The sequence below is a fragment of the Kitasatospora sp. SC0581 genome (genome assembly GCF_048159585.1).
GTDB lineage: Bacteria > Actinomycetota > Actinomycetes > Streptomycetales > Streptomycetaceae > Kitasatospora.
Window position 1 is genome coordinate 94,799 of record NZ_JBLRWA010000019.1, and the last position, 23,678, is coordinate 118,476.

A 23,678-nucleotide genomic window follows, 5' to 3' on the forward strand; every position below is an offset into this window, starting at 1 on the left:
CCCCCTAATGTGCTGGCGCGGAGCCGCGCGGGTGCATGCCCGCCCGTCAGGGGTGCTCCGCGTCGAACAGCTCGGCCGAGGGCACGGGAGCAGCCAGCGATGATCCAGATCACCGGACTGACCAAGGTCTACCGCAAGGGCGCTCCGCCTGCAGTGCTCGACCTGACCTTCGACGCCCGGCCCGGCACGGTGACCGCGCTGCTCGGCGCCGAGGGGGCGGGCAAGTCCACCGCCCTGCGGCTGATGCTCGAACTCGAACGCGGCCAAGGCGTCACGCTCTTCGACGGCCGCCGCTACCATCGGCTGCGCCACCCCGAGCGCGAGGTGGGGGTGCTGCTGCCCGGCACCGGGGAGGCCGCGGTGGCCGGACATCCGGGCCGCAAGGCGCGCAGCCACCTGCGGATGCTCGCCGCGGCCGTCGGCGTCCCGGCCCGGCGGGCCGACGAACTGCTGGAGCAGACCCGGCTGGCCGCCGTCGCCGGGCAGCGGCTGCGCACCTTCTCGCCCGGCATGCACCGCCGCCTGGCCCTGGCCGCCGCCCTGCTCGGCGACCCCGGCGCGCTGCTGCTGGACGGGCCCGCCGACGGCCTGTCACCGCGCAACGTCGAGTGGTTCCACTCCTTCCTGCGCTCCTTCGGGGCCGCCGGCGGAACGGTCCTGGTGACCACCCGCACGCCGCAGGAGGCCTCGCAGCTCGCGGACCGGGTGGTCACCCTGGACCGCGGCCGACTGGTGGCCGACCAGCCGGTCGCGGAGTTCCGGCGGTCCAGGCTCAGCCCCGAAGTGGCCGTCCGGGGGCCGCAGATGGCGCGGCTGGCGGACCTGCTGGTCAGCCAGGGCGCGGACGTCCGACGGGACGGCAGCGTGGGCCTTGCGGTGGCCGGCATCGACCGCACCGAGATCGGCGAACTCGCCTACCGTCACGGGATCCTGTTGCACGAGTTGGCGGACCGGGTGGTCGAGCAGCCGGCGCCGCGGGTCGTCCTGCCGGTCGGCTCGGGCCGCTCCGGCCACCTCCGCCTCCACCCGGAACCCGGGGCGGGGCCGAGCCCGGAGTCGGCCGAGCAACCGAACCCGGAACCGGACCCGGCACCGAGCCCGGAACCGAAGTCGGAGCCAGGCCCGCAGTCGGCCGCCGAGCGGATCCCCGAGCCGGCCGCCGAGCCCACCCCGGTCGGAGCCGTGACGACTCCGGCCGAGCCGGCCACCGTCTTCGCCCCCGAAGCCTCCGTCCCCGAAGCCATTACCCCCGGAGCCACCGCCTCCGTCCCCCGTGCCGCCACCGCCCCGAAGCACAACGCCCCCCGCCGCCGGGAGGACGGCTCCCTGCCCACCCGCGCCCTGCCCGCCGTGGCAATCGCCGCCGCGCTCCCTGCCGCCGCGCTCCCCGTCCTCGGTTCGGCGGGCCGCCGCCCCGGGCCCGTCGGCCGTCGGCCGGAGCCGACCACGGAGGCCGGGTCCGACGCCCCCGCCAAGCCCGCCCCCGCGCCCACCGTCGCCGTCGACCGGCTCTTCCGCGACGACCCGGCCCCGGCCCTGCCGCAGCCGCCCGCCCGGGTCCGGCCGCCGGGCCGCCGGTTGAGCGCCGACGACCTGCTCACCGACGACACCGTCCGCCTCCGTCGCCCCGTCTCGGGCACGAGCGCCGTCCGGGTCTCCACCGCCCAGCCCCCCGCCGCCCCCACGGCCCCCGCGATCCCCGCAGCCCCCGCCCCTGCCACCCCCGACGACCACCGGAGCGAGTGAACCGTGCGTGTCCTGGCCTACGAGCTGCGCCGCCTGCGCGGCCTGCGTTCCACCTGGCTGCTGCTCGCCGCCGTGCTGCTCGGCGACGCCGTCGTGGCCGCCGTCCTGGCGGACCAGGCCCCGGACGGTCCACTGGCCGCCCCGGCCGGGGTGCGGCTGCTGACCGCCGCCGTCCCGTTGGTCCCGCTGCCCTTCGCGGCGCTCGGCGCCGGGGTGCTGGGCGCGCTCTCGTACGGGCACGAGGTGCGCCACCCGGGGCTGCCGGCCTCGCAGGTGTCGTACCCGCGCCGGGTGCGACTGCTGCTGGCCAAGCTGCTGGTGATCGGGCCGGTGGCGGCCCTGCTGGCGCTGACCACCCTGCTGCTCGACACGCTGGCCGTGCACCTCGCGTTGCCGGACGGCGTCACCGTGGCGGCCTGGGCGGACCCGGCCGCGCTGTCGGACCGGGTGTCCGCGGCGGTGACCGGCGCCGGGCTGTCCGGACTGTCCGACCTGCCGGGCGTGTTCTCCCCGCTCGGCCTGACGGCCGGTCACGGGGTGCCCGCCGCCCTGCTGGCCTTCGTCCTGCTCACCGTGGTGGCGGCCTGGACCGGGGTGCTGACGGCCTCGCTGACCCGCAGCGCCGCGGCCGGGGTGCTGTTGCTGTGCGCACTGCCGCCGCTGCTGGAGTCCGGCGTCGCCCTGCTGCTGCGTCACACCGGCAGGCCGTGGCCGACCCGGGCGGCCGAGCTGCTGCCGTTCCAGTCCGGGATCGAGTGGGCCTACGGCTGGGTGTACGGCGGTGCGCACGAGGCGGTGGCCGGGAGCGCGGCCCTGACCGATCCGGCGCTGCTCGCCGTGGTCGCGGCCCCCGCGGGGCTCCTGTTGCTCGCCGCCCTGCTGGTCCAGGCCCGCCGCCGCGCCCTGTAGGCCCGTGGCTGCGCATCGCGCAGGGCATCCCGCACGGCGCCGCACCCATGGGCGGCCCTGTCCGGTCCCGCGGAAGCCCCCGGGGTGCGGTCCTGCCCGTGGCTACCAAGATCGACCAGCAGTGACCGTAATGCGCGGTTCTTCCTGATAAGAAGTCAATTATCCAGTCACGGTCGATCACCCTTTCGTGTGCTTTTCACGAGAATTCTCAAGCCACGCCTGCGGATCGCCGACAAAGGAGGCGTGAGTACCCTTGCGCACCCCACCATGACCCCCGCCCGTTCCGCCGATGGGCCCATCCACGGTCCCGGCGACCTGGACCGCTTCTCGTACGCCGACCGGCCGACCCCGCCGGCGCCCCGCTGGGAGGGCGCCGAGTCCGACATCGGTCGGGTCGGCCGCAAGACCACCAGCAGCCGCGGTCGCGGTCTGCACGGCCAGCTGGTCCAGCAGCTCGGCCAGATGATCGTCTCCGGCGATCTCGGTGCCGACCGTCCGCTGGTGCCCGAGGAGATCGGCCAGCGGTTCGAGGTCTCCCGGACCGTCGTCCGCGAGTCGCTGCGCGTGCTGGAGGCCAAGGGCCTGGTCAGCGCCCGGCCGAACGTCGGCACCCGGGTCCGTCCGGTCGGCGACTGGAACCTGCTGGACCCGGACATCATCGAGTGGCGCGCCTTCGGTCCGCAGCGGGACGAGCAGCGCCGGGAGCTGTTCGAGCTCCGCTGGGCGATCGAGCCGCTGGCAGCCCGGCTCGCCGCCGGCCACGGCCGGGAGGACGTCCAGCAGCGCCTGGTCGAGCTGGTCGAGATCATGGGCCACGCCGCCTCCCAGGCCGACCTCTCCACGTACACCCGGGCCGACGCCGAGCTGCACGGCCTGATCCTCCAGATGGCCGGCAACCGGATGCTGGAGCACCTGTCCGGGATCGTCGCCTGCGCGCTGCAGGTCTCGGGCGGCCCGGCGATCTCCTGCGAGCGGCCCTCCGAGTCCTCGGTCGGCCTGCACGCCCGGCTGGTGGACGCGCTGGGCGCCGGCGACGGCACCGCGGGCGAGGTCGCGATGCGGGCGCTGCTCACCGTCCATCCCGAGGTCGAGCCGTCCGTCCCCGCGCCCAGGGAGCACTGAACGGGCTGTTTCCACGAGCGGAGGCGCCGGCTGGCGGCGGTCCGCTCCGCCAGGGCCCTCCGGTCGCATCGTGCGGCGCAGCCGGGGGGCCTCCGCATGCCGTCACCCCTCGGGTCGACCGGAGCCGGGAGAACGTGGGGAACGCCGGGGGCGGGAGAAGAACGGGGAAGCCGGGGGAAGCCGGAGCCGGGAGAGCCGGGGAGCCGGGGAGAAGCCGGGCGAGCCGGCCGCGCCCGGGAGGGGTCGCCGGGCCCGGGAGAGCGGGCCGGCGAAAGGCGAGCCCATTTCGCGGCTTGTCCATGACAACAGTTCACCCCGCGAGTGCGCGATGATGGAAGCGGCCCCGGGTTGCGGGCGCCGGGTCGGTGTGACCCGCGACACGAAGGCCATGCGTAACACTTGACGAGTAGCAGCGATGTGTCCTGAGCGGAAGCAGCTCCGGAATACTCCAACATGTCAGAATGCTGTGTTGGTCCGCGGCGCTGCTGCCGTCCTGCAAACCCAGTCCTCAAGCCCGAGTCGGTCGGAATCGACACCGCGCGTCCGACGCGCGATCTCCTTCCCCGCCCGCTCGGGCGGCCGGTACGGGTTCGAGATCCACTCATCGTCCGAGAGGTTGTTCGTGTCGGCCAGCACATCCCGTTCGCTTCCCCCCGAGATCGCCGAGTCCGCGGCTCTGCTGGCGCTCATCGAGCGGGGCAAGGCCCAGGGGCAGATCGCCGGTGACGACGTGCGCCAGGCGTTCGAGGCGGACCAGATCCCGGTCACCAAGTGGAAGAACGTCATGCGCAGCCTCAACCAGGTGCTGATTGAGGAGGGGGTGGACCTCATGGTCAGCGCGGCCGAACCGGCCGGCGCCAAGCGCAAGAGCGTTGCTGCCAAGAGCCCCACCAAGCGCACCGCCACCAAGGCTGTCACCACCCGGACCCCGGCCGCCTCGTCGGCCCCGACCAAGCCGCCCGTGCGGATCGCCCCCGGCGCTCCCGTCGCGGCGCCGGCCGTCGCGGCCGCCACGGCCCCGGCTCCCACCGTCTCCGCCGAGATCACCGCCGAGGGGAGGACCGCGGTCGGCTCCGAGCTGAAGGCGGCTCCCGCGAAGAAGGCCGCGCCGGCCAAGAAGGCCGCGGCCAAGAAGACCGCCGCGCCGGCCAAGAAGACCGCCGCCAAGAAGACCGCCGCCGGCAAGACCGCCAAGGGCGACGAGGAGCTGCTCGGCGAGGAGGAGCTGCTCGAGGACGTCGCGCTGCCCGGCGACAAGACCGAGGCCGAGGGCACCGCTCCGGAGGAGGAGTCGGAGGGCTTCGTCCTCTCCGACGACGACGAGGACGACGCGCCGGCCCAGCAGGTCGCCGTCGCCGGTGCCACCGCCGACCCGGTCAAGGACTACCTGAAGCAGATCGGCAAGGTCCCGCTGCTCAACGCCGAGCAGGAGGTCGAGCTCGCCAAGCGCATCGAGGCCGGCCTGTTCGCCGAGGACAAGCTCTCGGCCGCCGACAAGCTCGCCCCGAAGCTCAAGCGCGAGCTGGAGATCATCGCCGAGGACGGCCGCCGGGCCAAGAACCACCTGCTGGAGGCCAACCTCCGCCTCGTGGTCTCGCTGGCCAAGCGCTACACCGGTCGCGGCATGCTCTTCCTGGACCTGATCCAGGAGGGCAACCTCGGTCTGATCCGTGCGGTCGAGAAGTTCGACTACACCAAGGGCTACAAGTTCTCGACCTACGCCACCTGGTGGATCCGCCAGGCGATCACCCGCGCCATGGCCGACCAGGCCCGCACCATCCGTATCCCGGTGCACATGGTCGAGGTCATCAACAAGCTGGCCCGCGTCCAGCGCCAGATGCTCCAGGACCTGGGCCGCGAGCCCACCCCGGAGGAGCTGGCCAAGGAACTCGACATGACCCCCGAGAAGGTCATCGAGGTCCAGAAGTACGGCCGTGAGCCGATCTCGCTGCACACCCCGCTGGGCGAGGACGGCGACAGCGAGTTCGGTGACCTGATCGAGGACTCCGAGGCGGTCGTCCCGGCCGACGCGGTCTCCTTCACCCTGCTCCAGGAGCAGCTGCACTCGGTGCTGGACACCCTGTCCGAGCGCGAGGCGGGCGTGGTCTCGATGCGCTTCGGCCTGACCGACGGCCAGCCGAAGACGCTGGACGAGATCGGCAAGGTGTACGGGGTCACCCGTGAGCGCATCCGCCAGATCGAGTCGAAGACCATGTCGAAGCTGCGCCACCCGTCGCGCTCCCAGGTGCTGCGCGACTACCTGGACTGATTCGACGGCAGTCGTTCCACGCGAAGGCCCGGAGCCGCACGGCTCCGGGCCTTCGCGGCTGTCCGGGCCCGGGCGTGTCAGCGTACGGGTGGTGGTTGTCCCTCGTCCGGGTGGCGGCGCGGCGGGAAGCGGTCGCACCGTGTAGCCGGTCACCTACGCTGTGCCGGTTGCCCGCTTCCGAGCCTCCTGGAGTCACGGTGCCGACCGAGCCGGACCGCACAGACCTGCCGACGCCCGCCCCGTTCCCGGCGGACCCCGCCGACCCGGCCGCCGACCGGGTGGGCCGCCGCCGCAGGGCCGCCGTGCTGGCGCTGCTCGCCGCCGTTCCCGTTCCGCTGGTCGCCCTCGGCACCGCGGCGCCGGCCGAGGCGCAGCGCCGGGTGGTCGGCGGCAGCGCGGTGAGCACCGCGGACCACCCGTGGATCGTGGCGCTGTCCAGCCGCCAGCAGTTCGGCAGCGGCCGTTCCGGCCAGTTCTGCGGGGGTGCGCTGGTCACCCCGACCAAGGTGGTGACGGCCGCGCACTGCTTCTACGACGAGGCCAGGGGCCGGGTGGACCGGCCGGGCCTGAAGGTGATCGTCGGCCGGGACGACATGCGCGGCACGTCCGGCCGGGAGGTGGCGGTGCGGTCGGTCTGGATCCACCCCGACTACTCCTTCGCCGCCAACATGAACGACGTCGCGGTGCTCACCCTCGCGGAGTCCCAGGGCGCCCTGCCGGTGGTCGAGCTGGTCGGCCAGGGCGAGACCGAACCGTACGCGGCCGGGACCACGACCCAGGTGTACGGCTGGGGTGACACCACGGGGCGGGGCGACTACTCGCCCGTGCTGCGCGGGGTGTCCGTGCCGGTCGTGCCGGACCAGGTCTGTGCGCAGGCCTATCCGGGCGGGCAGGACGGGAGGTTCGACGCCCGGGGCATGGTCTGCGCGGGCGAGGAGAGGGGCGGCAAGGACGCCTGCCAGGGCGACAGCGGCGGCCCGATGATCGTCGACGGCCGGCTGGTGGGCCTGGTCTCCTGGGGGACGGGCTGCGCCGAGGCGGCCCACCCGGGCGTCTACACCAGGGTGTCCTCGGTCGCGGACGCGGTGCGCTCGGTGCTGTGACCACCCGCGACCACCGGTGAACGCCCGCGAACGCCGGTGGCAGCCGCGGACGAGGCGCCTCCGGTGCCGCGGTCGTCGCGGCGGGTGAGCGGCCGGTCACGTGCCGGCACCGGGTTCTGACGCCGCGTCGGACGCCGCCGGGGCCACGGCTCGGGGCAACGGCCGGGCCCGGGAGGGCGGCCCGGGGTACAGCAGAGCCGGGCGACCGGCCCCCGAAGGGGTCCGTCGCCCGGCTCACCGGTCGCGCGACCGGACACAGCTCGAGGCCGGCTGCTGTTGGTGGCGCCCTGTATCAGCGCTCGTCGTCGGTGGCCGTCACGGTGGTCGCGGTGGTGAGACGGCCGCTCTCGTCCTGTATCTCCACGGCGATCTTCTTGAGCTCGGGCTCGAACTTCCGGCCGTGGTGGGCGCAGAAGAGCAGCTCTCCGCCGCTGGCGAGTACGACGCGCAGGTAGGCCTGGGCGCCGCAGCGGTCGCAGCGGTCAGCCGCGGTGAGCGGGCTCGCAGGGGTCAGAACAGTAGTCACGTCGCCTCTTCTCTAGCTCGACGAGCTGTCGTACCAGGGTCAACATCCAACCAGGCCGAAAACGTTCCCGCTCGTGGCTTTTCTTCTCTGAGGATTCTGCTGTGTTGATGAGGACGTGCCCCGGGCGCCGGTGGTTCATGCGTGCCGGATTCCGGGATCCGCCCTTCGCTCGAACGCCCGATCGGGATCGGGTGCGAGGTCCGCGTAGCATAATCCTCTGCCGGGTTGGAGCATAAGCCCCGTCCCGGGCCCCGGTAGCCTGCATAACGGCAGTTCCGGAGCCTGCGCCGGGCCCCACGATCCGCCAGGACCGGTGGTACCGGGAGGAGATGGCGCCCCCGGGGCCCACACCCGGGTGCGGTGCTTGTTCGCGCAGCGCGTACAAGCTGCGCGGGGCCGGTCCGTCGTGCTGTGCACCCGGCGCACGGGTTCGGGCACGCAGGGCGACGGGTGTCGGTGCGGCGTGCTGCACTGGCGTTTGGTCCGGATGCGTCCGGATGTGACCGATGAGACAGATCTTCACCGAGGAGAGTGCCGCGTGAGTGCCGAAACGACCGTGCCGTCCGCGCTGCTGGCCGGCGACGACGGTTCCAACTACACCGCGCGGCACCTGCTCGTCCTGGAGGGCCTGGAGGCGGTCCGCAAGCGCCCCGGCATGTACATCGGCTCGACCGACAGCCGCGGTCTGATGCACTGCCTCTGGGAGATCATCGACAACTCCGTCGACGAGGCGCTCGGCGGCTACTGCGACCGCATCGACGTCGTGCTGCACCCCGACTCCTCGGTCGAGGTCCGGGACAACGGGCGCGGCATCCCGGTCGACGTCGAGCCCAAGACCGGGCTGTCCGGCGTCGAGGTCGTGATGACCAAGCTGCACGCCGGCGGCAAGTTCGGCGGCGGCTCCTACGCGGCCTCCGGCGGTCTGCACGGCGTCGGCGCCTCGGTCGTCAACGCGCTCTCCGCCCGCCTCGACGTCGAGGTCGACCGCAGCGGGCACACCCACGCGATCAGCTTCCGCCGCGGCACCCCCGGCATCTTCACCGAGACCAGCCCGGACGCGCCCTTCGAGGCCGGCAACGGCCTGACCAGGACCCGCAAGGTGCCGAAGACCCGCACCGGCACCCGGATCCGCTACTGGGCCGACCGGCAGATCTTCCTCAAGGACGCCAAGCTCTCCCTGGAGACGCTGCACAGCCGCGCCCGGCAGACCGCCTTCCTGGTCCCCGGCCTGACCATCGTGGTGCGTGACGAGCGGCTCACCGAGAGCGAGCAGATCGACGAGACGGTCTTCCGCTACGACGGCGGCATCGCCGAGTTCTGCGAGTTCCTGGCCCCCGACAAGCCGGTCTGCGACGTGCTGCGGCTGCGCGGCGAGGGCACCTTCAAGGAGACCGTGCCGGTCCTGGACGACCTCGGCCACATGACCCCCACCGAGGTCACCCGCCACCTCGGCGTGGACATCGCGCTGCGCTGGGGCGCCGGCTACGACACCACCCTGCGCTCCTTCGTCAACATCATCGCCACCCCCAAGGGCGGCACCCACATCACCGGCTTCGAGCGCTCGCTGGCCAAGACGGTCAACGAGGCGCTGCGCGCGAGCAAGCTGCTGCGCGTCGCCGAGGACGACATCACCAAGGACGACGCCACCGAGGGCCTCACCGCCGTCGTCACCGTCCGGCTCGCCGAGCCGCAGTTCGAGGGCCAGACCAAGGAGGTGCTGGGCACCTCGGCGGCCAACCGGATCGTCGCCGCCGTCGTCGCCAAGGAGCTCAAGGCCTTCCTCACCTCGGCCAAGAAGGACCAGAAGCTCCAGGCCCGGGCCGTGCTGGACAAGGTCGTCGCGGCCGCCCGCACCCGGGTCGCCGCCCGGCAGCACAAGGAGGCCCAGCGCCGCAAGACCGCGCTGGAGACCAGCTCGCTGCCCGCCAAGCTGGCCGACTGCCGCAGCGACGACGTCGACCGCAGCGAACTGTTCATCGTCGAGGGGGACTCCGCGCTCGGCACCGCCAAGCTCGCCCGCAACTCCGAGTTCCAGGCGCTGCTGCCGATCCGCGGCAAGATCCTCAACGTGCAGAAGGCGTCCGTGAGCGACATGCTCAAGAACGCCGAGTGCGCCGCGATCATCCAGGTGATAGGGGCCGGCTCCGGCCGCACCTTCGACATCGACCAGGCCCGCTACGGCCGGGTCATCTTCATGGCCGACGCCGACGTCGACGGCTCGCACATCCGCACCCTGCTGCTCACCCTGTTCCACCGCTACATGCGGCCGATGGTCGAGCAGGGCCGGGTCTTCGCCGCCGTGCCGCCGCTGCACCGGATCGAGCTCACCAGCCCCAAGCGCGGCCAGGAGAAGTACCACTACACCTACTCCGACGCCGAACTGCGCTCCACGCTGCTGGAGTTCCAGCGCAAGAACCAGCGCTGGAAGGAGCCGGTGCAGCGCTACAAGGGCCTCGGCGAGATGGACGCCGACCAGCTGGCCGAGACCACCATGGACCCGCGCCACCGCACGCTGCGCCGGATCAACCTGGGCGACCTGGAGCAGGCCGAGCGGATCTTCGACCTGCTGATGGGCAACGACGTCGCCCCGCGCAAGGAGTTCATCGTGGACTCGGCGGCCACCCTGGACCGCTCCCGCATCGACGCCTGATCCCGGCCGGACGCGAGGGCCCTCCACCCACGGGTGGAGGGCCCTCGAGCCGCCGGTTCCACCCGTGCTCCACCCCGGCTCCGATCAGCGGGAAGCGCCGGATCCGTAGCGTCGGAGAGGTCAGCAAGAAGCCTCTCCTCGGGACGGAGAATCCGATGAGTTCCATCGCCAACATCCTCGTGGTCATCGCGGTGGTGGTCCTGGTGGTCCAGCGCCAGATGCGCGTCCAGCGGCTGGACACCGAGCGCCGGTTCTGGCTGCTGCCGCTGGTCCTGGGCGCGCTCGCGCTGCGCGACCCGCAACTCGTCGACCACCAGCACACCGCGGTCTCCGCCACGCTGCTGGTCGCCGGCCTCGTCGCCGTGCTCGCGATGGGCACGGTCTGGGGCTGGACCGTACGGATCTGGCGGGCTCCCGACGGCGGCGTCCTGGTCAAGGGCACCAAGGCCACCGTGGCCGCCTGGTGCGGGATGATCGCCATCCGGATCGGCCTGTACGCGGTCGGCTCGGCCCTGCACGTCCACCAGGCGGGCAGCACGCTGCTGCTGGGCATGGCGGTCCTGCTGCTGGTCCGCTCCGTCGTGGTGAACTGGAGGGCCCGCACGCTGGAGCCCGCGCGGACCGCCGCCGGACTGCGCTGACCCGCCGCCGTGAGCATCGAGGAGGCCCCCGTGGCCGGGTGGTACTGGACCCGCTGGCCGTCCCGGGAAGGGATCGGCCGTGAGGACGAGAGCCGGCCGCGGCGGGTCCTCACCGTGTTCGGCCGGACCGTCCTGGTGGTCGTCGTCGGCTGGGGGACCTTCTCCGGCGGCCGGTACGCCGGCTGGGCCGCGGCCGCCGCGGCGGCCGGGCTGGCCGCGGCCTTCGCCCTCAGCGCGGGGTACCTGCGGGCCTCCCGGGAGCAGCGCCCGGCGGCCTCGTACCTGCTGGCCGCCGCCCTGGTCGGCGCGGGCTGGCTCGCCAACCAGGGGCTGGCCTACACGCTGGCCGACTTCCTCTGGATCGGGCTGGCCGTGACGGCCCTGATCCGGTTGCCGCCCGCGCCCGCGCTGTGCGCCGCGGCGGTCGCGCTGGGCTCGTACACTGCGGCCTCCCCGGCGAGCTGGCTCAGCATCGCCGCCACCATCGGAGGGTCCGTCCTGGTCGGCTTCCTGTTGCGGCTGGACATCGAGGCGCGCGGCACCGCCCGCCTGCTGCTCGCCCAGGAGCGGGCCGCCCGGGCCGCCGAGGCGGAGAGCGCGGCGCTCGCCGAACGGGCCAGGATCGCCCGGGAGATCCACGACGTGCTCGCCCACAGCCTCTCCGCGCAGCTCGTCCACCTGGAGGCGGCCCGGCTGATGCTGGACGCCGGGACGGACCGCGAGCAGGTCCGCGAACGGGTCGTCGCCGCCCGGCGGATGGCGCAGGACGGGCTGGCCGAGACCCGGCAGGCGCTGTCCGCGCTGCGCGGGGAGTTCACCCCGGTCGGGGAGTTCCTGGTGGAGCTGACCGGACGGGAGCGGGCCGCCCTCACCGTCACCGGCACGCCCCGGCCGCTCGCCGCCGAGGCCGCCCTCGCGGTGCGGCGCACCGCGCAGGAGGCGGTGACCAACGTCCGCAAGCACGCCTCCGGCGCCCGCTGCGCCGTCGAACTGCGCTACCTGGACGGCGCGGTGGAGCTGGAGGTGCGCAACACCCGGCCGCCGCGCGGCCCGTCCGCGGCCGAGCCGGCGTCGGGGGAGCTGGCGGCCAGCGGCAGCGGGTACGGTCTGCTGGGGATGCGCGAACGCGCGGAACTGCTCGGCGGCACGCTGCTGGCGGGCCCGGAGGACGGAGGGTGGCGCGTGCTGCTGCGGGTGCCGGCATGACGGAACCGGCGATCAGGGTGCTGGTCGCGGACGACCAGACGGTGGTGCGTGAGGGCATCGTGATGCTGCTGGGGCTGCTGCCCGGTATCGAGGTGGTCGGTGCGGCGGGGGACGGGGAGGAGGCCGTCGCCCTGGTGGAGCGTCATCACCCGGACGTGGTGCTGATGGATCTGCGGATGCCGCGCTGCGACGGCGTCGAGGCGACGAGGCGGATCCGCACGGCGCACCCGGAGACCGAGGTGGTGGTGCTCACCACCTACGCCGACGACGAATCGCTGTTCCCGGCGCTCCAGGCCGGGGCGCGCGGCTACCTCACCAAGGACGCCGGCGGCGAGGAGATCGCCCGGGCCATCGCGGACGTCCGCTCGGGCGCCGCCGGGCTCTCCCCGCAGATCCAACTCCGGTTGCTGGAAAGGCTTTCGGAGCAGCCCGGCGGCTCCGGACCGGCCGCCGGGCCGCCGGTCGGCCGGCCGGGGGAGCTGCCCGACGGGCTGACCGTCCGGGAGGCCGAGGTGCTGGCGCTGATCGCCCAGGGGCTGTCCAACGCGGAGATCGCCCAACGGCTGTTCGTCAGCCAGGCCACCGTGAAGACCCACATCAACAATCTGTTCGCCAAGACCGCGGTACGGGACCGGGCTCAGGCGGTCGCCTACGCCTTCCGACACGGAATCACCGGGACGCAGCAGTAGTCCGATGAGTGTCTGTCGGATGATCGATCACCTCATCGAGTGAACGTATCTGCGATGGTCAGAGGCGTTGTCCTAGGGCCGCCATCATGGTTCGGGTCAGAACATCCGGCCGTCCAGGAGCATCAGTGCCACAGCAGCAGACGAGCAGCCCCGGCCAGGGGCAGCGATTCGACTGGTGGGCCGCTCCGGCCGCCGGCACCCCCGTTGAGCCCGCCGAGCCATCGGCTGCGCACCGCCGGTCGGCGGTACCGGCGCAGTCGGGCCCCATCCGTACGGAGCACACCCGTCCGGACCGGTCGGCAGAGGCAGTCGGCGAGCCTGTGGCCGTCGGCGCACCGATCCACGGGCCCGCCGTCGAGCCGTTCGCCCAGAGCACCCCCGTCGACCAAGCGGCCCCGGCCGCACCGCACGCACCCCTCGGGTCCCTCGCGCCACGGGACGAGGAACCGGTCGCCGACCGGACCGAGGTCTACCGGGAGGTCCAGGCCAGCGCGGCCTTCCGGCAGATCCGCCGCAGCTACCGGACCTTCGTCTTCCCCATCACCGGCGGCTTCCTCGCCTGGTACCTGCTGTACGTCGCCGCCCAGGCCGGTGCCCCCGACCTGATGCGCCGCGCGGTGGCCGGCCCGCTCAACGTGGCCTGGCTGCTGGGACTTCTGCAGTTCGCCTCGACCTTCCTGCTCGCCTGGCTCTACGCCCGCAACGCCCGGACCAAGCGCGACCGCGCCGCCCTGGGCCTGCGCTGGGACACCCAGGACCAGCTGCGATGACGACCCTGATGGCCACCGTGCCCACCGACGCGGCCGTGGCCGCCGTGAGGACCGCCGCGCGGACCGTGGTGTCGACCGCCACCCCGCCCCCGGTCGCCCCCACCGGCGACCACCACTCGCTCGCCATCGCGCTGTTCGCCGTCGTCGTCCTGGTCACCCTGGGGGTCACCCTCTGGGTCGGCCGCCAGGGCAACGCCGCCGAGGACTTCTTCGCCGGCGGCCGCGACTTCACCCCGCTGCAGAACGGCTTCGCGCTCTCCGGCGACTACCTCTCCGCGGCCTCCTTCCTGGGCGTCGCCGGGCTGATCGCGCTCTACGGCTACGACGGCGTGCTCTACAGCATCGGCTTCCTGGTCGCCTGGCTGGTCGTGCTGATGCTGGTCGCCGAACTCGTCCGCAACGCCGGCCGGTACACCCTCGCCGACGTGCTCGCGCTGCGGCTGCGCCGCCGCAAGGTGCGCGCCGCGGCCGGCGGCGCCAGCGTCGTGGTCACCCTGCTCTACCTGGTGGCCCAGATGGTCGGCGCCGGTTCGCTGGTCGCCCTGCTGCTCGGCACCGGCAGCCCGCACGCCCGCACCTGGACCATCATCGCGGTCGGCGCCCTGATGATCGTCTACGTCACCATCGGCGGGATGCGGGCCACCACCTGGATCCAGATCATCAAGGCCTTCCTGCTGACCGGCGGTTCGGTGCTGCTGACGGTGCTGCTGGTGGTCCGCTTCCACGGGGACCTCGGCGAGCTGATGCGCCAGGCCGCCGACCACAGCGGTGCCGGGCACCGCTACCTGGAGCCCGGGCTCAAGTACGGCGGCAGCCTCACCAGCCGGCTGGACTTCGTCAGCCTCGGCCTCGCCCTGGTGCTCGGCACCGCGGGCCTGCCGCACATCCTGTCCCGCTTCTACACCGTGCCCACCGCGCGGGCCGCCCGCCGCTCCACGATGTGGGCGATCGGCCTGGTCGGCAGCTTCTACCTGATGGCCATCGTGCTCGGCCTCGGCGCCACCGCGCTGATCGGCTCGGCCGAGGTGCGGCACGCCAACTCGGCCGGGAACACCGCCGTTCCGCTGCTCGCCCTGGTGCTCGGCGGCGGCAACGGCAGCACCGGCGGGGTGGTGCTGTTCGCCCTGATCTCGGCGATCGCCTTCGCCACCATCCTCGCCGTGGTCGCCGGGCTCACCCTGGCCTCCTCGGCGGCCTTCGCCCACGACGTCTGGGCCGGCGCCTGGCGCGCCCGGCCCGCCCGCGAGCAGGCGAAGAACGGTCGCGGCCGCCGTCGTCGGGGCGAGACCGTCCCGGCCTCCCGGTCGGAGGAGTCGGTGTCCGGGATCAGCGAGCAGCAGGAGGTGGTGGTCGCCCGGTTCGCCGCCGCCGGGATCGGTGCGACGGCGATCGTGATCAGCCTCTTCGCCCAGCAGCTGAACGTCGCCTTCCTGGTCGGCCTGGCCTTCGCCGTCGCGGCCTCGTCGAACCTGCCGGTGCTGCTGTACAGCCTGTTCTGGTCGCGGTTCACCGCACGCGGCGCGGTCTGGGCGGTGTACGGCGGGCTGGTCCCGGCGATCGTGCTGGTGTTCTTCTCGCCGGTGGTGTCCGGCTCCCACGAGGCGCTCTTCCCCGGCCTCGACTTCCACTGGTTCCCGCTGGAGAACCCGGGCCTCGTCTCCATCCCGCTCGGCTTCCTCGCCGGGTGGCTCGGGACGGTCACCTCGTCCGAGCCCGCCGACCCGGACCGGTTCGCCGAGCTGGAGGTACGTGCTCTCACCGGTGCGGGCGCGGCCTGAGCCGTCGTGCCCGGGGAACCCCGGCGGGCCTGGGGCCGCCGGGGTTCCCCCCTGTCCGGGCCCGGTCCGGCGGTCATCGGCCCCGACCGGAACGGCTACGCCCGGGCCGCCAGGCCGTAGCGGTGCTCCGGGCGGCCGGTGTCGCCGTACCGCAGGGTCAGCCGCAGCCGGCTGTCCCGCTCCAGCTGCTTGAGGTAGCGCTGCGCGGTGGAGCGGCTCAGCCCGGTGGCGTCGGCGACCTCCTGGGCGGAGAGCGGCCGGCCGGCCCGGCGCAGGACGCCCATCACCAGGTCGGTGGTGGGCGCCGAGTGGCCCTTGGGGAGCGGCCCGGCCGGGGCGGCGGCGCTGCGCAGGGTCGCGAACAGCCGGTCCACCTCGTCCTGGCCGGCCTCCCGGGCCGGGGCGGCGAGCGCGTGCCGCAGCTGCGCGTACGCCACCAGCTTCTCCCGCAGCCCGGCGAAGGTGAACGGTTTGACCAGGTACTGGAGCGCGCCGTGCTGCATCGCGGCGTGCACCGTCGACACGTCCCGGGCGGCCGTCACCATCATCACGTCGCAGGCCACCTGGCGTTCCCGCAGCCGGCGCACCAGGGCGAGGCCGGTCTCGTCCGGCAGGTGGTGGTCGAGCAGCAGCAGGTCCACCGGTCGGCGCTCCAGGGCGGCCAGTGCCTCCCCGGCCGAGTGCGCGGTGCCGGTCACCCGGAAGCCGGGGATCTTGGCCACGTAGGCGGCGTGCACGTCCGCGACCCGGAAGTCGTCGTCCACCACGAGTACGTCGATCATCACGCCTCCACGAGCTGGGTGGTGAGCAGGGCCTCGGGCAGCTCGACGGTGAACCGGGCACCGCCGAGCGGCCCGGTGTCGAGCACGATCCGGCCGCCGGTCCGTTCGACCAGCCGCCGCACCATCGCCAGCCCCAGCCCGCGCGGACGGTGCGCGGGCGCGTCCTTGCTGCTCCACCCCTCTTCGAAGACCTGCTCGCGCAGCTCCTCCGGCACGCCCGGGCCGCTGTCCGCGACCTGCAGCAGCAGCGTCGGGCCGGCCGCCGCCAGGCTCACCTCCACCCGGCCCCCGCCGCCCGCGGCCAGCGCGTCCACCGCGTTGTCGATCAGGTTGCCGAGCACCGTCACCAGCGCCCGGGCGTCCACCACCGCGTCCGGCAGGTGCGCCGCCGGGGCCAGCGCCAGCCGCACCCCGCGCTCGCCCGCCACCGCGCTCTTGCCCGCCAGCAGCGCCGCCACGTGCGGGTCCTGCACCTGCTCGGCGATCCGCGCCGCGACCACCGCGTGCGAGCCGGACTGCTCCGAGATGAACGCCACCGCCTGCTCGTGACGGCCCAGTTCCAGCAGGCCCAGCAGGGTGTGCATCCGGTTGGCGTGCTCGTGGTCCTGGGCCCGCAGCGCCTCGGTCAGGCTGCGGGTGGTGTCCAGCTCGCGGACCAGCGACTCCAGCTCGGTGCGGTCCCGCAGGGTCACCACCGCGCCGCCCTCGGGCGTGGCCGTCCGGTTGACCACCAGCACCCGGTCGTCCCGGACGGCCGGCAGGTCGGCGCCGGCGATCCGCCCGGCGAGCACGTCCGCCAGCCGGCCCGGCGGCAGCACCGCGCCGATCGGGCGGCCGGCGCAGTCCTCGGGCAGGCCGAGCAGCCGGAACGCCTCGTCGTTGGCCAGCCGGATCCGGCCGTGCTCGTCCAGCGCCACCATGCCCTCGCGGATGCCGTGCAGCATCGCCTCCCGCTCCACCAGCAGCGCGGAGATGTCGGCCAGCGCGATGTTGTGGGTGCGGCGCTTGAGGCGGCGGGCCAGGAGGAGGGTGGCGAGCGTCCCGGCGGCGAGGCCGGCGCCCGCGCACAGCAGGATCCCGGTGAGCATCTTCAGCAGCCGGCGGCGGATCGAGTCGTCGCTGATGCCGACCGAGACCTCGCCGACGATCCGGCCGTCCGCCATCCGCAGCGGCACCTTGCCCCGGGCGGTGCGGCCCAGGGTGCCCTGCTGGATGGCGGTGACGCTGCGGCCGCTGAGGGCGGGCTCCGGGTCGGTGCTGACCCGCTGGCCGATCCGGCCCGGGTCGGTGTGCGAGAGCCGGATGCCGTCCAGGTCGGTGACCACCACGAAGCTGGCGCCGGTGGCCAGCCGGATCTGCTCGGCGTTGCGCTGCGCGGCCACCACGTCGCGGCCGGCGGCGGCCCGGGCGATGTTCTCGTCGGTGGCGGTGGCCTGGGCGATCGACAGCGCCCGCTGCATCGCGTCGTGGTCCAGCTCGCTGCTGACCGGGGCCAGGAACAGCCCGGCGGTCACGGCGGTGACACCGACGGTGACGACGGTCTGGCTCAGCAGCAGTTGGGCGAAGACCCGGCGGGGCCGGCGGGCGAGCTTCATCCGGGCCTCCTCTCGGCGGCTGCGGGGGAATCGGATGTCCGGGAGCGGGGATGGGAGCGGGGGCGGGGTGGGGGCGCCTCCGGTGGGGTGGGTCGGGACACCTTATGTTTCCGCGCTGTTTCTGTCAGCCGCGTCCCCGCAGTTGTAGCGCAAGCAAAACGAGCAGAACACCCCTCTATGCGGAGAAGTCGCACTACGCGAAGAAGGCTCCCGCCGGGGCCGGGCCCGCTCCTACCTTTCCGGGGCAAGCACAGAACCGGGAGGAATGCATGACCGAGACCCCGGCGATCGAGCTGACCGGCGCGACCAAACGCTTCCGCACCCCCTCGGGGGCGTTGCACACCGCCGTCCGCGATCTCGATCTGACCGTCGCCCAGGGCGAGTTCGTCGCCGTCGTCGGCCCCACCGGCTGCGGCAAGTCCACCACGCTGACCCTGGTCAGCGGCCTGGAGGAGCCCACCGAGGGCGAGGTCCGGGTGTACGGCGAGCCCGTGCGCGGGATCGACCCCAAGGTCGGGTTCGTCTTCCAGCAGGACGCCGTCTTCCCCTGGCGCACCGTCCTGTCCAACGTGATGGCCGGCCCGCGCTTCCGCGGCGTGCCCGCCGCCGAGGCCAGGGAACGGGCCCGGGACTGGCTCGGCCGGGTCGGCCTGGCCGCCTTCGAGGACCGCTACCCGCACCAGTTGTCCGGCGGCATGCGCAAGCGCGTCGCGCTCGCCCAGACCTTCGTCAACGACCCGGCGATCCTGCTGATGGACGAGCCGTTCTCGGCCCTGGACGTGCAGACCCGGGCCCTGATGTCGGACCAGCTGCTGGAGCTGTGGGCCGGCACCGGCTCGTCGGTCGTCTTCGTCACCCACGACCTGGACGAGGCCATCGCGCTCGCCGACCGGGTCGTCGTCATGACGGCCGGACCGGCCACCGTCAAGGAGGTCTTCACCGTCGACCTGCCGCGCCCGCGCACCGTGGAGGCCGTCCGGCTGGAACCGAGGTTCGTCGAGCTGTACCGCGAGATCTGGGCCTCGCTCGGCGAAGAGGTGCGCATCACCCGGGAGAGAGGAGCGGGTCGTGCCGCTTGAGACCGCGTCCGATTCCGTGCCCGAGTCCGTGTCGGGAGCCGCGCCGGCCGGCGCCGGGAAGCCCCCGGCCGTCACGACGAGGACCGAGGCCCGCGAACGGGCCGCCCGCAACCGCCGGTTGGTCGTCTACGGCGCCCGGGTCGCGGTGCTGCTCGCCTTCCTCGGGCTCTGGGAGGTCTGCGCCCGCACCGACGTCATCGACCCGTTCAACTTCTCCCAGCCGTCGAGGATCTGGGACCAGATCTGGCAGTGGGTCACCCACGGCACCGCGCAGGGCTCGCTCGGCGAGCAGATCGGCTACACCCTGTACGAGGCCCTCGCCGGCTGGGTGATCGGCGTCATCGGTGGCGTGCTGCTGGGCATCGCGCTCGGCCGGATCCGCTTCCTGGCCGACGTGTTCGGGCCGTACATCAAGGTGCTCAACGCGATCCCGCGGATCGTGCTCGCGCCGATCTTCCTGATCTGGTTCGGCCTCGGCCCGGCCTCCAAGGTCGCCTCCGCGGTGGTGCTGGTGTTCTTCCCGGTGTTCTTCAACGCCTTCCAGGGCGCCCGCGAGGTCGACCGCAACCTCGTCGCCAACGCCCGCATCCTGGGCGCCGACAACCGCAGGGTCACCCTCCAGGTGGTCATCCCCGCCGCCACCACCTGGATCTTCACCAGCCTGCACGTCAGCTTCGGCTTCGCGCTGATCGGCGCCATCGTCGGCGAGTACATCGGCGCCACCAAGGGCCTCGGCCTGCTCGTCGCGGCCGCCCAGGGCACCTTCAACGCGGCCGGCGTGTACGCGGCCATGACCATCCTCGCCGTCGTCGCGCTGCTCACCGAGGGGCTGCTGACCTTCGCCGAGAAGAAGCTGTTCCGCTGGAAGCCCGCCGACGCGGGCGACGGCCGCTGAACCTCCCCCGCCCGTACGAAGAGAGGCCCCCACCCATGCGCAGAACGGCTGCCGCCGCCCTCGCCGCCCTCCTGCTCCTCCCGCTCTCCGCCTGCGCCAACGACGCCGCCACCGCCGGACACGGCGCGGTCTCCGCCCCCGCCGGGCAGCAGGTCGACGGGCCCAAGGTCAAGATCATGGTCGGTGGCCTGGACAAGGTCATCTACCTGCCCGCGATGCTCACCCAGCGGCTCGGCTACTTCGCCGAGGCCGGCGTCAACGTCGAGCTGATGACCGAACCGGCCGGCGTCAACGCCACCACCGCGCTGCTCGCCGGGGACGTCCAGGGCGCCGTCGGCTTCTACGACCACACCATCGACCTCCAGGCCAAGGGCAAGAAGGTCGAGTCCGTGGTGCAGTTCGCCCAGGCGCCCGGCGAGGTCGAGGTGGTCTCCAGCAAGCAGGCCGACGCGATCAGGTCCGGCGCCGACTTCAAGGGGAAGAAGCTCGGCGTCACCAGCCTCGGCTCCTCGACCGACTTCCTCACCAAGTACCTCGCGGTCAAGAACGGCACCGCCGTCAGCGAGTTCAGCCCGATCGCGGTCGGCGCCGGCCAGACCTTCATCGCCGCGCTCCAGCAGGGCAGCATCGACGCCGGGATGACCACCGACCCGACCGTCGCCGCCGTCCTGGACAAGGGCCTCGGCAAGGTCCTCTACGACATGCGCACCCCCGAGGGCTCGCGCGAGGCGCTCGGCGGGCTCTACCCGTCCTCGTCGCTGTACATGAACACCGACTGGGTGGAGAAGAACAAGGACACCACCCAGAAGCTCGCCAACGCCTTCGTGAAGACCCTCACGTGGATGTCCACCCACAGCCCCGAGGAGATCGCCGCGAAGATGCCCGCCGACTACGCCCAGGGCGGTGCCGAGCAGTACGCGGCGGCGATCAAGGCGACGCTGCCGATGTTCACCACGGACGGCGTGATGCCGCCCGACGGGCCGAAGACGGTGCTCTCGGTGCTCGCCGCGTTCCACCCGGACGTGAAGGGCAAGGAGGGGTCGATCGACCTGGCGAAGACCTACACCACGGAGTTCGTCGCCAAGGCCGCCGGCTGAGCCCCGCCGCCGACAGCGGTCCCGCGCCCACCCCCACGGGCGCGGGGCCGCTGTGCGTCAGAGCCCTCGTACGGACAGCACGTCCATCCGCGACGGCGTCCCCGCCGCCTTGCCGCAGCTCTCCGGCCGCGCCGGCTCGCTCACCGTCTCGATCACGTCCACCTCCCAGGACCGGCCGTCCCGGTGCAGCACCGTCACCAGCCAGCGGCGCTCACCGTCCGGCCGCTGGACGAGCGTCAACGCGTCCACCCCGGTCTCGCCGGTCGCCAGCCGCACCGCGTGCTCGGCCGCCTGGCCCGGACGCTCCCAGCCCGAACAGCCGCGCGACCACTCCGGCACCGTGTGCCCGGCCGCCGTCGCCGCCAGCACCTCCTTGGCGGTCTCCGGCGTCAGCCGCCCGTACGCGTAGCCGTACGGCAGCACCAGCATCGTGGGGGAGAAGCGGTGCCCGCCCAGGTGGGTGACCTCCCACACCTCGCTGTGCCCGGCCGCCGCCAGCTCCGCCGCGAGCGGACGGCCCAGCAGCGCGCAGCAGCGGTCCCGCCGCCCGTTGGTGCACACCAGGGCCACCGGGCCGCCGACGTGCTCCGTACCGAAGCCGGTGTGGTCCCCGGCGCCCAGCGCCGCGAAGTCCAAGCCCAGCAGCTCCGCCGGATCCGCCACCGCCGCCCGGCGCACCCAGTCGCGGCCCGGCACCGTGTGCGCCACGAGCACCTCGTGGCGCGGGGTCGGCAGGCAGTCGGCGTGCCGACCGGGCCGCCGGATCAGCGCCACCCGCACACCCGTCCCGGCCGCGGCCGCCTCCAGCGCCCGCCCCACCGCCGCGTCCAGATGGCTCTCGCCCAGCGCCTTCGCGCCCCACGGCCCGTTCTGCTCCACCAGCAGCCAGGTGCTCGCCACCGCCGCCGTCGCGGCCAGCGGCTCCGAAAGTTCACGCGACACGGTCGCACAAGTGCTCACGCCGGCAAGGCTACCCTCAGCTGATCACCCTCACTCGATCACCCGAAGGCGGCCTTCACCCGCTGCGCGACCTCCTCGTCCACCGTGTCGTACATCGGCTCGGAGACGGTCGGGAGGTCGGCGAACTCCAGGTGGATGCTGCGGACGACGTCCGCGAACAGCTCCGAGTACAGCACCCAGTCCTCCGGGCACGGGGTGCTCAGCTCCAGCGAGAGCAGCTGCGACTCGTTCGGCAGCGGCAGGTGCACCTGGATCACCGAGGTGGTCAGCACCCCGTCGACGAGCGGGACCGCCAGGCCGTCGAGCGGGGTCGACCGGTCGTCCACCGCGGTCGCCACCGCGTCGATCACCGCGACGGCCCGCCCGGCCGGCAGCTCGACCGCGGTCACCTCCGCCTCCGGACGGGACAGGGCCAGCCGGGTGAGCAGGAAATCCACCGCGCCGGGGTAGTCGGTGCCCTCCAAGGGGCACAGCGAGGCGGTGATCGTGGCCATGCTCGGACGGCCGTCCACGTCCACCAGGCACATCCCGGCGTGGATCACCCCGGCCTCGGCCATCGACGGGATCAGCCCGGCCAGCATCATGGCCCAGGCGGCCCGGTCCTCCTCGGACCGGGCGGCCAGGACCTCGCAGACCATTTCCCAGAGCTCCTCCGCCACCTGTTCCTCGGTGCCGAACACGGGTACCTGGTGGAAGGCGGGCGGGACGATGAAGCGGATCTGGAGTGGTGCGTCCTCAGCGGGATCGGGGCGGTCGGCTGTCGGAGTGCCGGACATCGGGAGCCTTCCACTGAGGTCATGCGGGCTTGCGGATGCGGTTGCGGATGTCCAGCCAGGACGGCGGGACGGGGACCGGGACGCCGTACGTACGGGCCTCGATCAGCAGGTCGAGGTAGGCGTCGGCACGCTCGCGCAGGCCGGAGCGGCGCCAGGTCCAGAGCTCCTTCAGCGCGGGGACTGCAGCGAGCAAGCCGATGGCGATCAGGCCCGTCCCCAGGGAGACGAGCTGTCGGCGGTACTCGGCACCGGCGGGGTCCATGCCCATGGGAGCGACGACCATGCCGGCGACCACGGTGAGGAGGAACGTCCTGCCCCAGAGGCTGATCCACCGGCGGGACCGCTGCACGGCGGTGAGCAGTCCCCGGACCGCCTGTTCGTCCAGGAAGTCGACGCCGTGCGGAGCACTGAGTTCGCGGGCCCGGCCGGCCAGGGCCCAGTGGCGCGCGAGTGCTGCGGTCGGCAGTACCGGGAACTTCGGGTCGATCACGGCGTCGGCCGGCCACCACGAGGTCGGCTGTGTCGCGGCCGGCTGCGGGGGAGCCGGACTGGTGGAGGACGTGCCCCGGGCGGCCGGCGGCTGTGGTGGAGCGGTCGCGCCTTCCTCCCACGAGGCCCGCTCGGCGGCGACTCCCCACTCGGGGGGGATCGTGACCGTCAGACCGGCTCCCCGTGCCCGGTTCAACAGGCCCACGTACGTGGTGAAGTGCACGGAGGCGGTCTTCTTCTCCGCCTCCCAGGACATGCCGCGGATCCCGATCCAGATGCCGACGGGGATCGCAAGGACGGCCGCCACCAGGCCGGCCACCTGTCGTCCCTCGGCCGGCGAACTCATCGACGCGCCGAAGAACACGGCACCCGCGATTCCCCCGATGATGAACAGGCCGGCCAGTTCGGAGTACCAGTCCTGCTGGTTCCGCATCCGCAGGTGCTTGGTCACCACATCGCGGGCCACGTAGTCGTGCAGCAGGTTGATTCCGTAGAGCGTTTCGGCCCGTCGCGCGGCCTCGGCCACCTCGGGCACCGAGGCGATCCGTCCGCCCTCGACGGGGAGCGTGGCATGGAGGTCCTTGGCCATGGGTCTC

20 protein-coding genes are annotated in these 23,678 nt (G+C 73.3%); 14 read left to right on the forward strand and 6 right to left on the reverse strand.

Features of this window, described 5'->3' with window-relative positions; translation table 11 throughout:
• Positions 1-99 precede the first annotated feature (99 nt).
• The 5 genes from ACLWS4_RS25410 (at position 100) to ACLWS4_RS25430 (ending at position 7,149) form a co-directional block, all read left to right on the forward strand.
• Complete coding sequence (locus ACLWS4_RS25410; protein WP_416875299.1) at positions 100-1,746, forward strand: ATP-binding cassette domain-containing protein; 1,647 nt, start codon at positions 100-102, stop codon at positions 1,744-1,746.
• 3 nt (positions 1,747-1,749) lie between these two features.
• Positions 1,750-2,655, forward strand: a complete 906-nt coding sequence (locus tag ACLWS4_RS25415; RefSeq protein WP_416875300.1) for a hypothetical protein — start codon at positions 1,750-1,752, stop codon at positions 2,653-2,655.
• 189 nt (positions 2,656-2,844) lie between these two features.
• On the forward strand, positions 2,845-3,777 hold the full coding sequence (locus ACLWS4_RS25420; protein WP_049650790.1) for a FadR/GntR family transcriptional regulator: 933 nt from the start codon (positions 2,845-2,847) through the stop codon (positions 3,775-3,777).
• 616 nt (positions 3,778-4,393) lie between these two features.
• Positions 4,394-6,046: an RNA polymerase sigma factor gene (locus ACLWS4_RS25425; protein WP_074005670.1), complete on the forward strand. Its 1,653-nt coding sequence runs from the start codon at positions 4,394-4,396 to the stop codon at positions 6,044-6,046.
• 278 nt (positions 6,047-6,324) lie between these two features.
• Positions 6,325-7,149 carry a S1 family peptidase gene (locus ACLWS4_RS25430; RefSeq protein WP_416875316.1) on the forward strand — a complete coding sequence of 275 codons (825 nt, stop codon included), beginning with the start codon at positions 6,325-6,327 and terminating at the stop codon, positions 7,147-7,149.
• Positions 7,150-7,441: 292 nt separating this feature from the next.
• On the opposite strand, the gene ACLWS4_RS25435 is transcribed toward ACLWS4_RS25430, so the two are convergent.
• A complete protein-coding gene (locus ACLWS4_RS25435; RefSeq protein ID WP_049650788.1) occupies positions 7,442-7,675 on the reverse strand; it encodes a DUF7455 domain-containing protein in 234 nt (77 codons plus the stop codon).
• Between the two features lie 538 nt (positions 7,676-8,213).
• On the opposite strand from ACLWS4_RS25435, the gene ACLWS4_RS25440 reads away from it, so the two are divergent.
• The 6 genes from ACLWS4_RS25440 (at position 8,214) to ACLWS4_RS25465 (ending at position 15,409) form a co-directional block, all read left to right on the forward strand.
• The gene (locus tag ACLWS4_RS25440; RefSeq protein WP_049650787.1) at positions 8,214-10,325 is read left to right on the forward strand and encodes a DNA gyrase/topoisomerase IV subunit B; all 2,112 of its coding nucleotides are present in this window, start codon (positions 8,214-8,216) and stop codon (positions 10,323-10,325) included.
• Between the two features lie 155 nt (positions 10,326-10,480).
• Positions 10,481-10,966 (forward strand): CcdC protein domain-containing protein, encoded by a 486-nt coding sequence (locus ACLWS4_RS25445; RefSeq protein ID WP_049650786.1) that lies wholly within the window; start codon positions 10,481-10,483, stop codon positions 10,964-10,966.
• A gap of 30 nt (positions 10,967-10,996) precedes the next feature.
• Complete coding sequence (locus tag ACLWS4_RS25450; protein ID WP_416875301.1) at positions 10,997-12,172, forward strand: sensor histidine kinase; 1,176 nt, start codon at positions 10,997-10,999, stop codon at positions 12,170-12,172.
• Entirely contained in the window at positions 12,169-12,861 is a 693-nt protein-coding gene (locus ACLWS4_RS25455; RefSeq protein ID WP_049650785.1) for a response regulator, read from the forward strand. The genes ACLWS4_RS25450 and ACLWS4_RS25455 overlap by 4 nt, the downstream gene beginning before the upstream one ends.
• A 320-nt stretch (positions 12,862-13,181) precedes the next feature.
• Positions 13,182-13,631 carry a DUF485 domain-containing protein gene (locus tag ACLWS4_RS25460; protein WP_181970691.1) on the forward strand — a complete coding sequence of 150 codons (450 nt, stop codon included), beginning with the start codon at positions 13,182-13,184 and terminating at the stop codon, positions 13,629-13,631.
• Positions 13,628-15,409 carry a cation acetate symporter gene (locus ACLWS4_RS25465; RefSeq protein ID WP_234348313.1) on the forward strand — a complete coding sequence of 594 codons (1,782 nt, stop codon included), beginning with the start codon at positions 13,628-13,630 and terminating at the stop codon, positions 15,407-15,409. Before ACLWS4_RS25460 ends, ACLWS4_RS25465 begins: the two co-directional genes overlap by 4 nt.
• 95 nt (positions 15,410-15,504) lie before the next feature.
• Here the strand turns inward: ACLWS4_RS25465 and ACLWS4_RS25470 are convergent, their stop codons facing one another.
• Together ACLWS4_RS25470 and ACLWS4_RS25475 are read right to left on the reverse strand one after the other, a co-directional pair.
• A complete protein-coding gene (locus ACLWS4_RS25470; protein WP_416875302.1) occupies positions 15,505-16,191 on the reverse strand; it encodes a response regulator in 687 nt (228 codons plus the stop codon).
• Positions 16,191-17,786, reverse strand: coding sequence for a sensor histidine kinase (locus ACLWS4_RS25475; protein ID WP_117489753.1), 1,596 nt, complete (start codon positions 17,784-17,786; stop codon positions 16,191-16,193). The genes ACLWS4_RS25470 and ACLWS4_RS25475 overlap by 1 nt, the downstream gene beginning before the upstream one ends.
• A 269-nt stretch (positions 17,787-18,055) precedes the next feature.
• Between ACLWS4_RS25475 and ACLWS4_RS25480 the strand changes: the two genes are divergently transcribed.
• Genes ACLWS4_RS25480 through ACLWS4_RS25490 form a run of 3 tightly spaced genes read left to right on the forward strand, consistent with a single transcriptional unit; the run spans position 18,056 to position 20,857 of the window.
• A complete protein-coding gene (locus ACLWS4_RS25480; protein WP_049650781.1) occupies positions 18,056-18,865 on the forward strand; it encodes an ABC transporter ATP-binding protein in 810 nt (269 codons plus the stop codon).
• Positions 18,855-19,760: an ABC transporter permease gene (locus ACLWS4_RS25485; RefSeq protein WP_396276614.1), complete on the forward strand. Its 906-nt coding sequence runs from the start codon at positions 18,855-18,857 to the stop codon at positions 19,758-19,760. Before ACLWS4_RS25480 ends, ACLWS4_RS25485 begins: the two co-directional genes overlap by 11 nt.
• A 35-nt stretch (positions 19,761-19,795) precedes the next feature.
• Positions 19,796-20,857: an ABC transporter substrate-binding protein gene (locus ACLWS4_RS25490; RefSeq protein ID WP_416875303.1), complete on the forward strand. Its 1,062-nt coding sequence runs from the start codon at positions 19,796-19,798 to the stop codon at positions 20,855-20,857.
• A gap of 57 nt (positions 20,858-20,914) precedes the next feature.
• Here the strand turns inward: ACLWS4_RS25490 and ACLWS4_RS25495 are convergent, their stop codons facing one another.
• From ACLWS4_RS25495 to ACLWS4_RS25505, 3 genes are read right to left on the reverse strand one after another with little or no spacing between them, the layout of a single operon-like run.
• Positions 20,915-21,817, reverse strand: a complete 903-nt coding sequence (locus ACLWS4_RS25495) for a sucrase ferredoxin (RefSeq protein ID WP_416875304.1) — start codon at positions 21,815-21,817, stop codon at positions 20,915-20,917.
• 38 nt (positions 21,818-21,855) lie between these two features.
• On the reverse strand, positions 21,856-22,593 hold the full coding sequence (locus tag ACLWS4_RS25500; protein WP_416875305.1) for a hypothetical protein: 738 nt from the start codon (positions 22,591-22,593) through the stop codon (positions 21,856-21,858).
• A gap of 19 nt (positions 22,594-22,612) precedes the next feature.
• A complete protein-coding gene (locus tag ACLWS4_RS25505) occupies positions 22,613-23,671 on the reverse strand; it encodes a hypothetical protein (RefSeq protein ID WP_074005665.1) in 1,059 nt (352 codons plus the stop codon).
• Positions 23,672-23,678 lie beyond the last annotated feature (7 nt).

Coding starts and splice junctions, on each gene's coding strand:
- ACLWS4_RS25410 (WP_416875299.1), top strand. CDS start 100: ATGATCCAGATCACCGGACTGACCAAGGTCTACCGCAAGGGCGCTCCG.
- ACLWS4_RS25445 (WP_049650786.1), top strand. CDS start 10,481: ATGAGTTCCATCGCCAACATCCTCGTGGTCATCGCGGTGGTGGTCCTG.
- ACLWS4_RS25455 (WP_049650785.1), top strand. CDS start 12,169: ATGACGGAACCGGCGATCAGGGTGCTGGTCGCGGACGACCAGACGGTG.
- ACLWS4_RS25465 (WP_234348313.1), top strand. CDS start 13,628: ATGACGACCCTGATGGCCACCGTGCCCACCGACGCGGCCGTGGCCGCC.
- ACLWS4_RS25470 (WP_416875302.1), bottom strand. CDS start 16,191: ATGATCGACGTACTCGTGGTGGACGACGACTTCCGGGTCGCGGACGTG.
- ACLWS4_RS25475 (WP_117489753.1), bottom strand. CDS start 17,786: ATGAAGCTCGCCCGCCGGCCCCGCCGGGTCTTCGCCCAACTGCTGCTG.
- ACLWS4_RS25480 (WP_049650781.1), top strand. CDS start 18,056: ATGACCGAGACCCCGGCGATCGAGCTGACCGGCGCGACCAAACGCTTC.
- ACLWS4_RS25490 (WP_416875303.1), top strand. CDS start 19,796: ATGCGCAGAACGGCTGCCGCCGCCCTCGCCGCCCTCCTGCTCCTCCCG.
- ACLWS4_RS25500 (WP_416875305.1), bottom strand. CDS start 22,593: ATGTCCGGCACTCCGACAGCCGACCGCCCCGATCCCGCTGAGGACGCA.
- ACLWS4_RS25505 (WP_074005665.1), bottom strand. CDS start 23,671: ATGGCCAAGGACCTCCATGCCACGCTCCCCGTCGAGGGCGGACGGATC.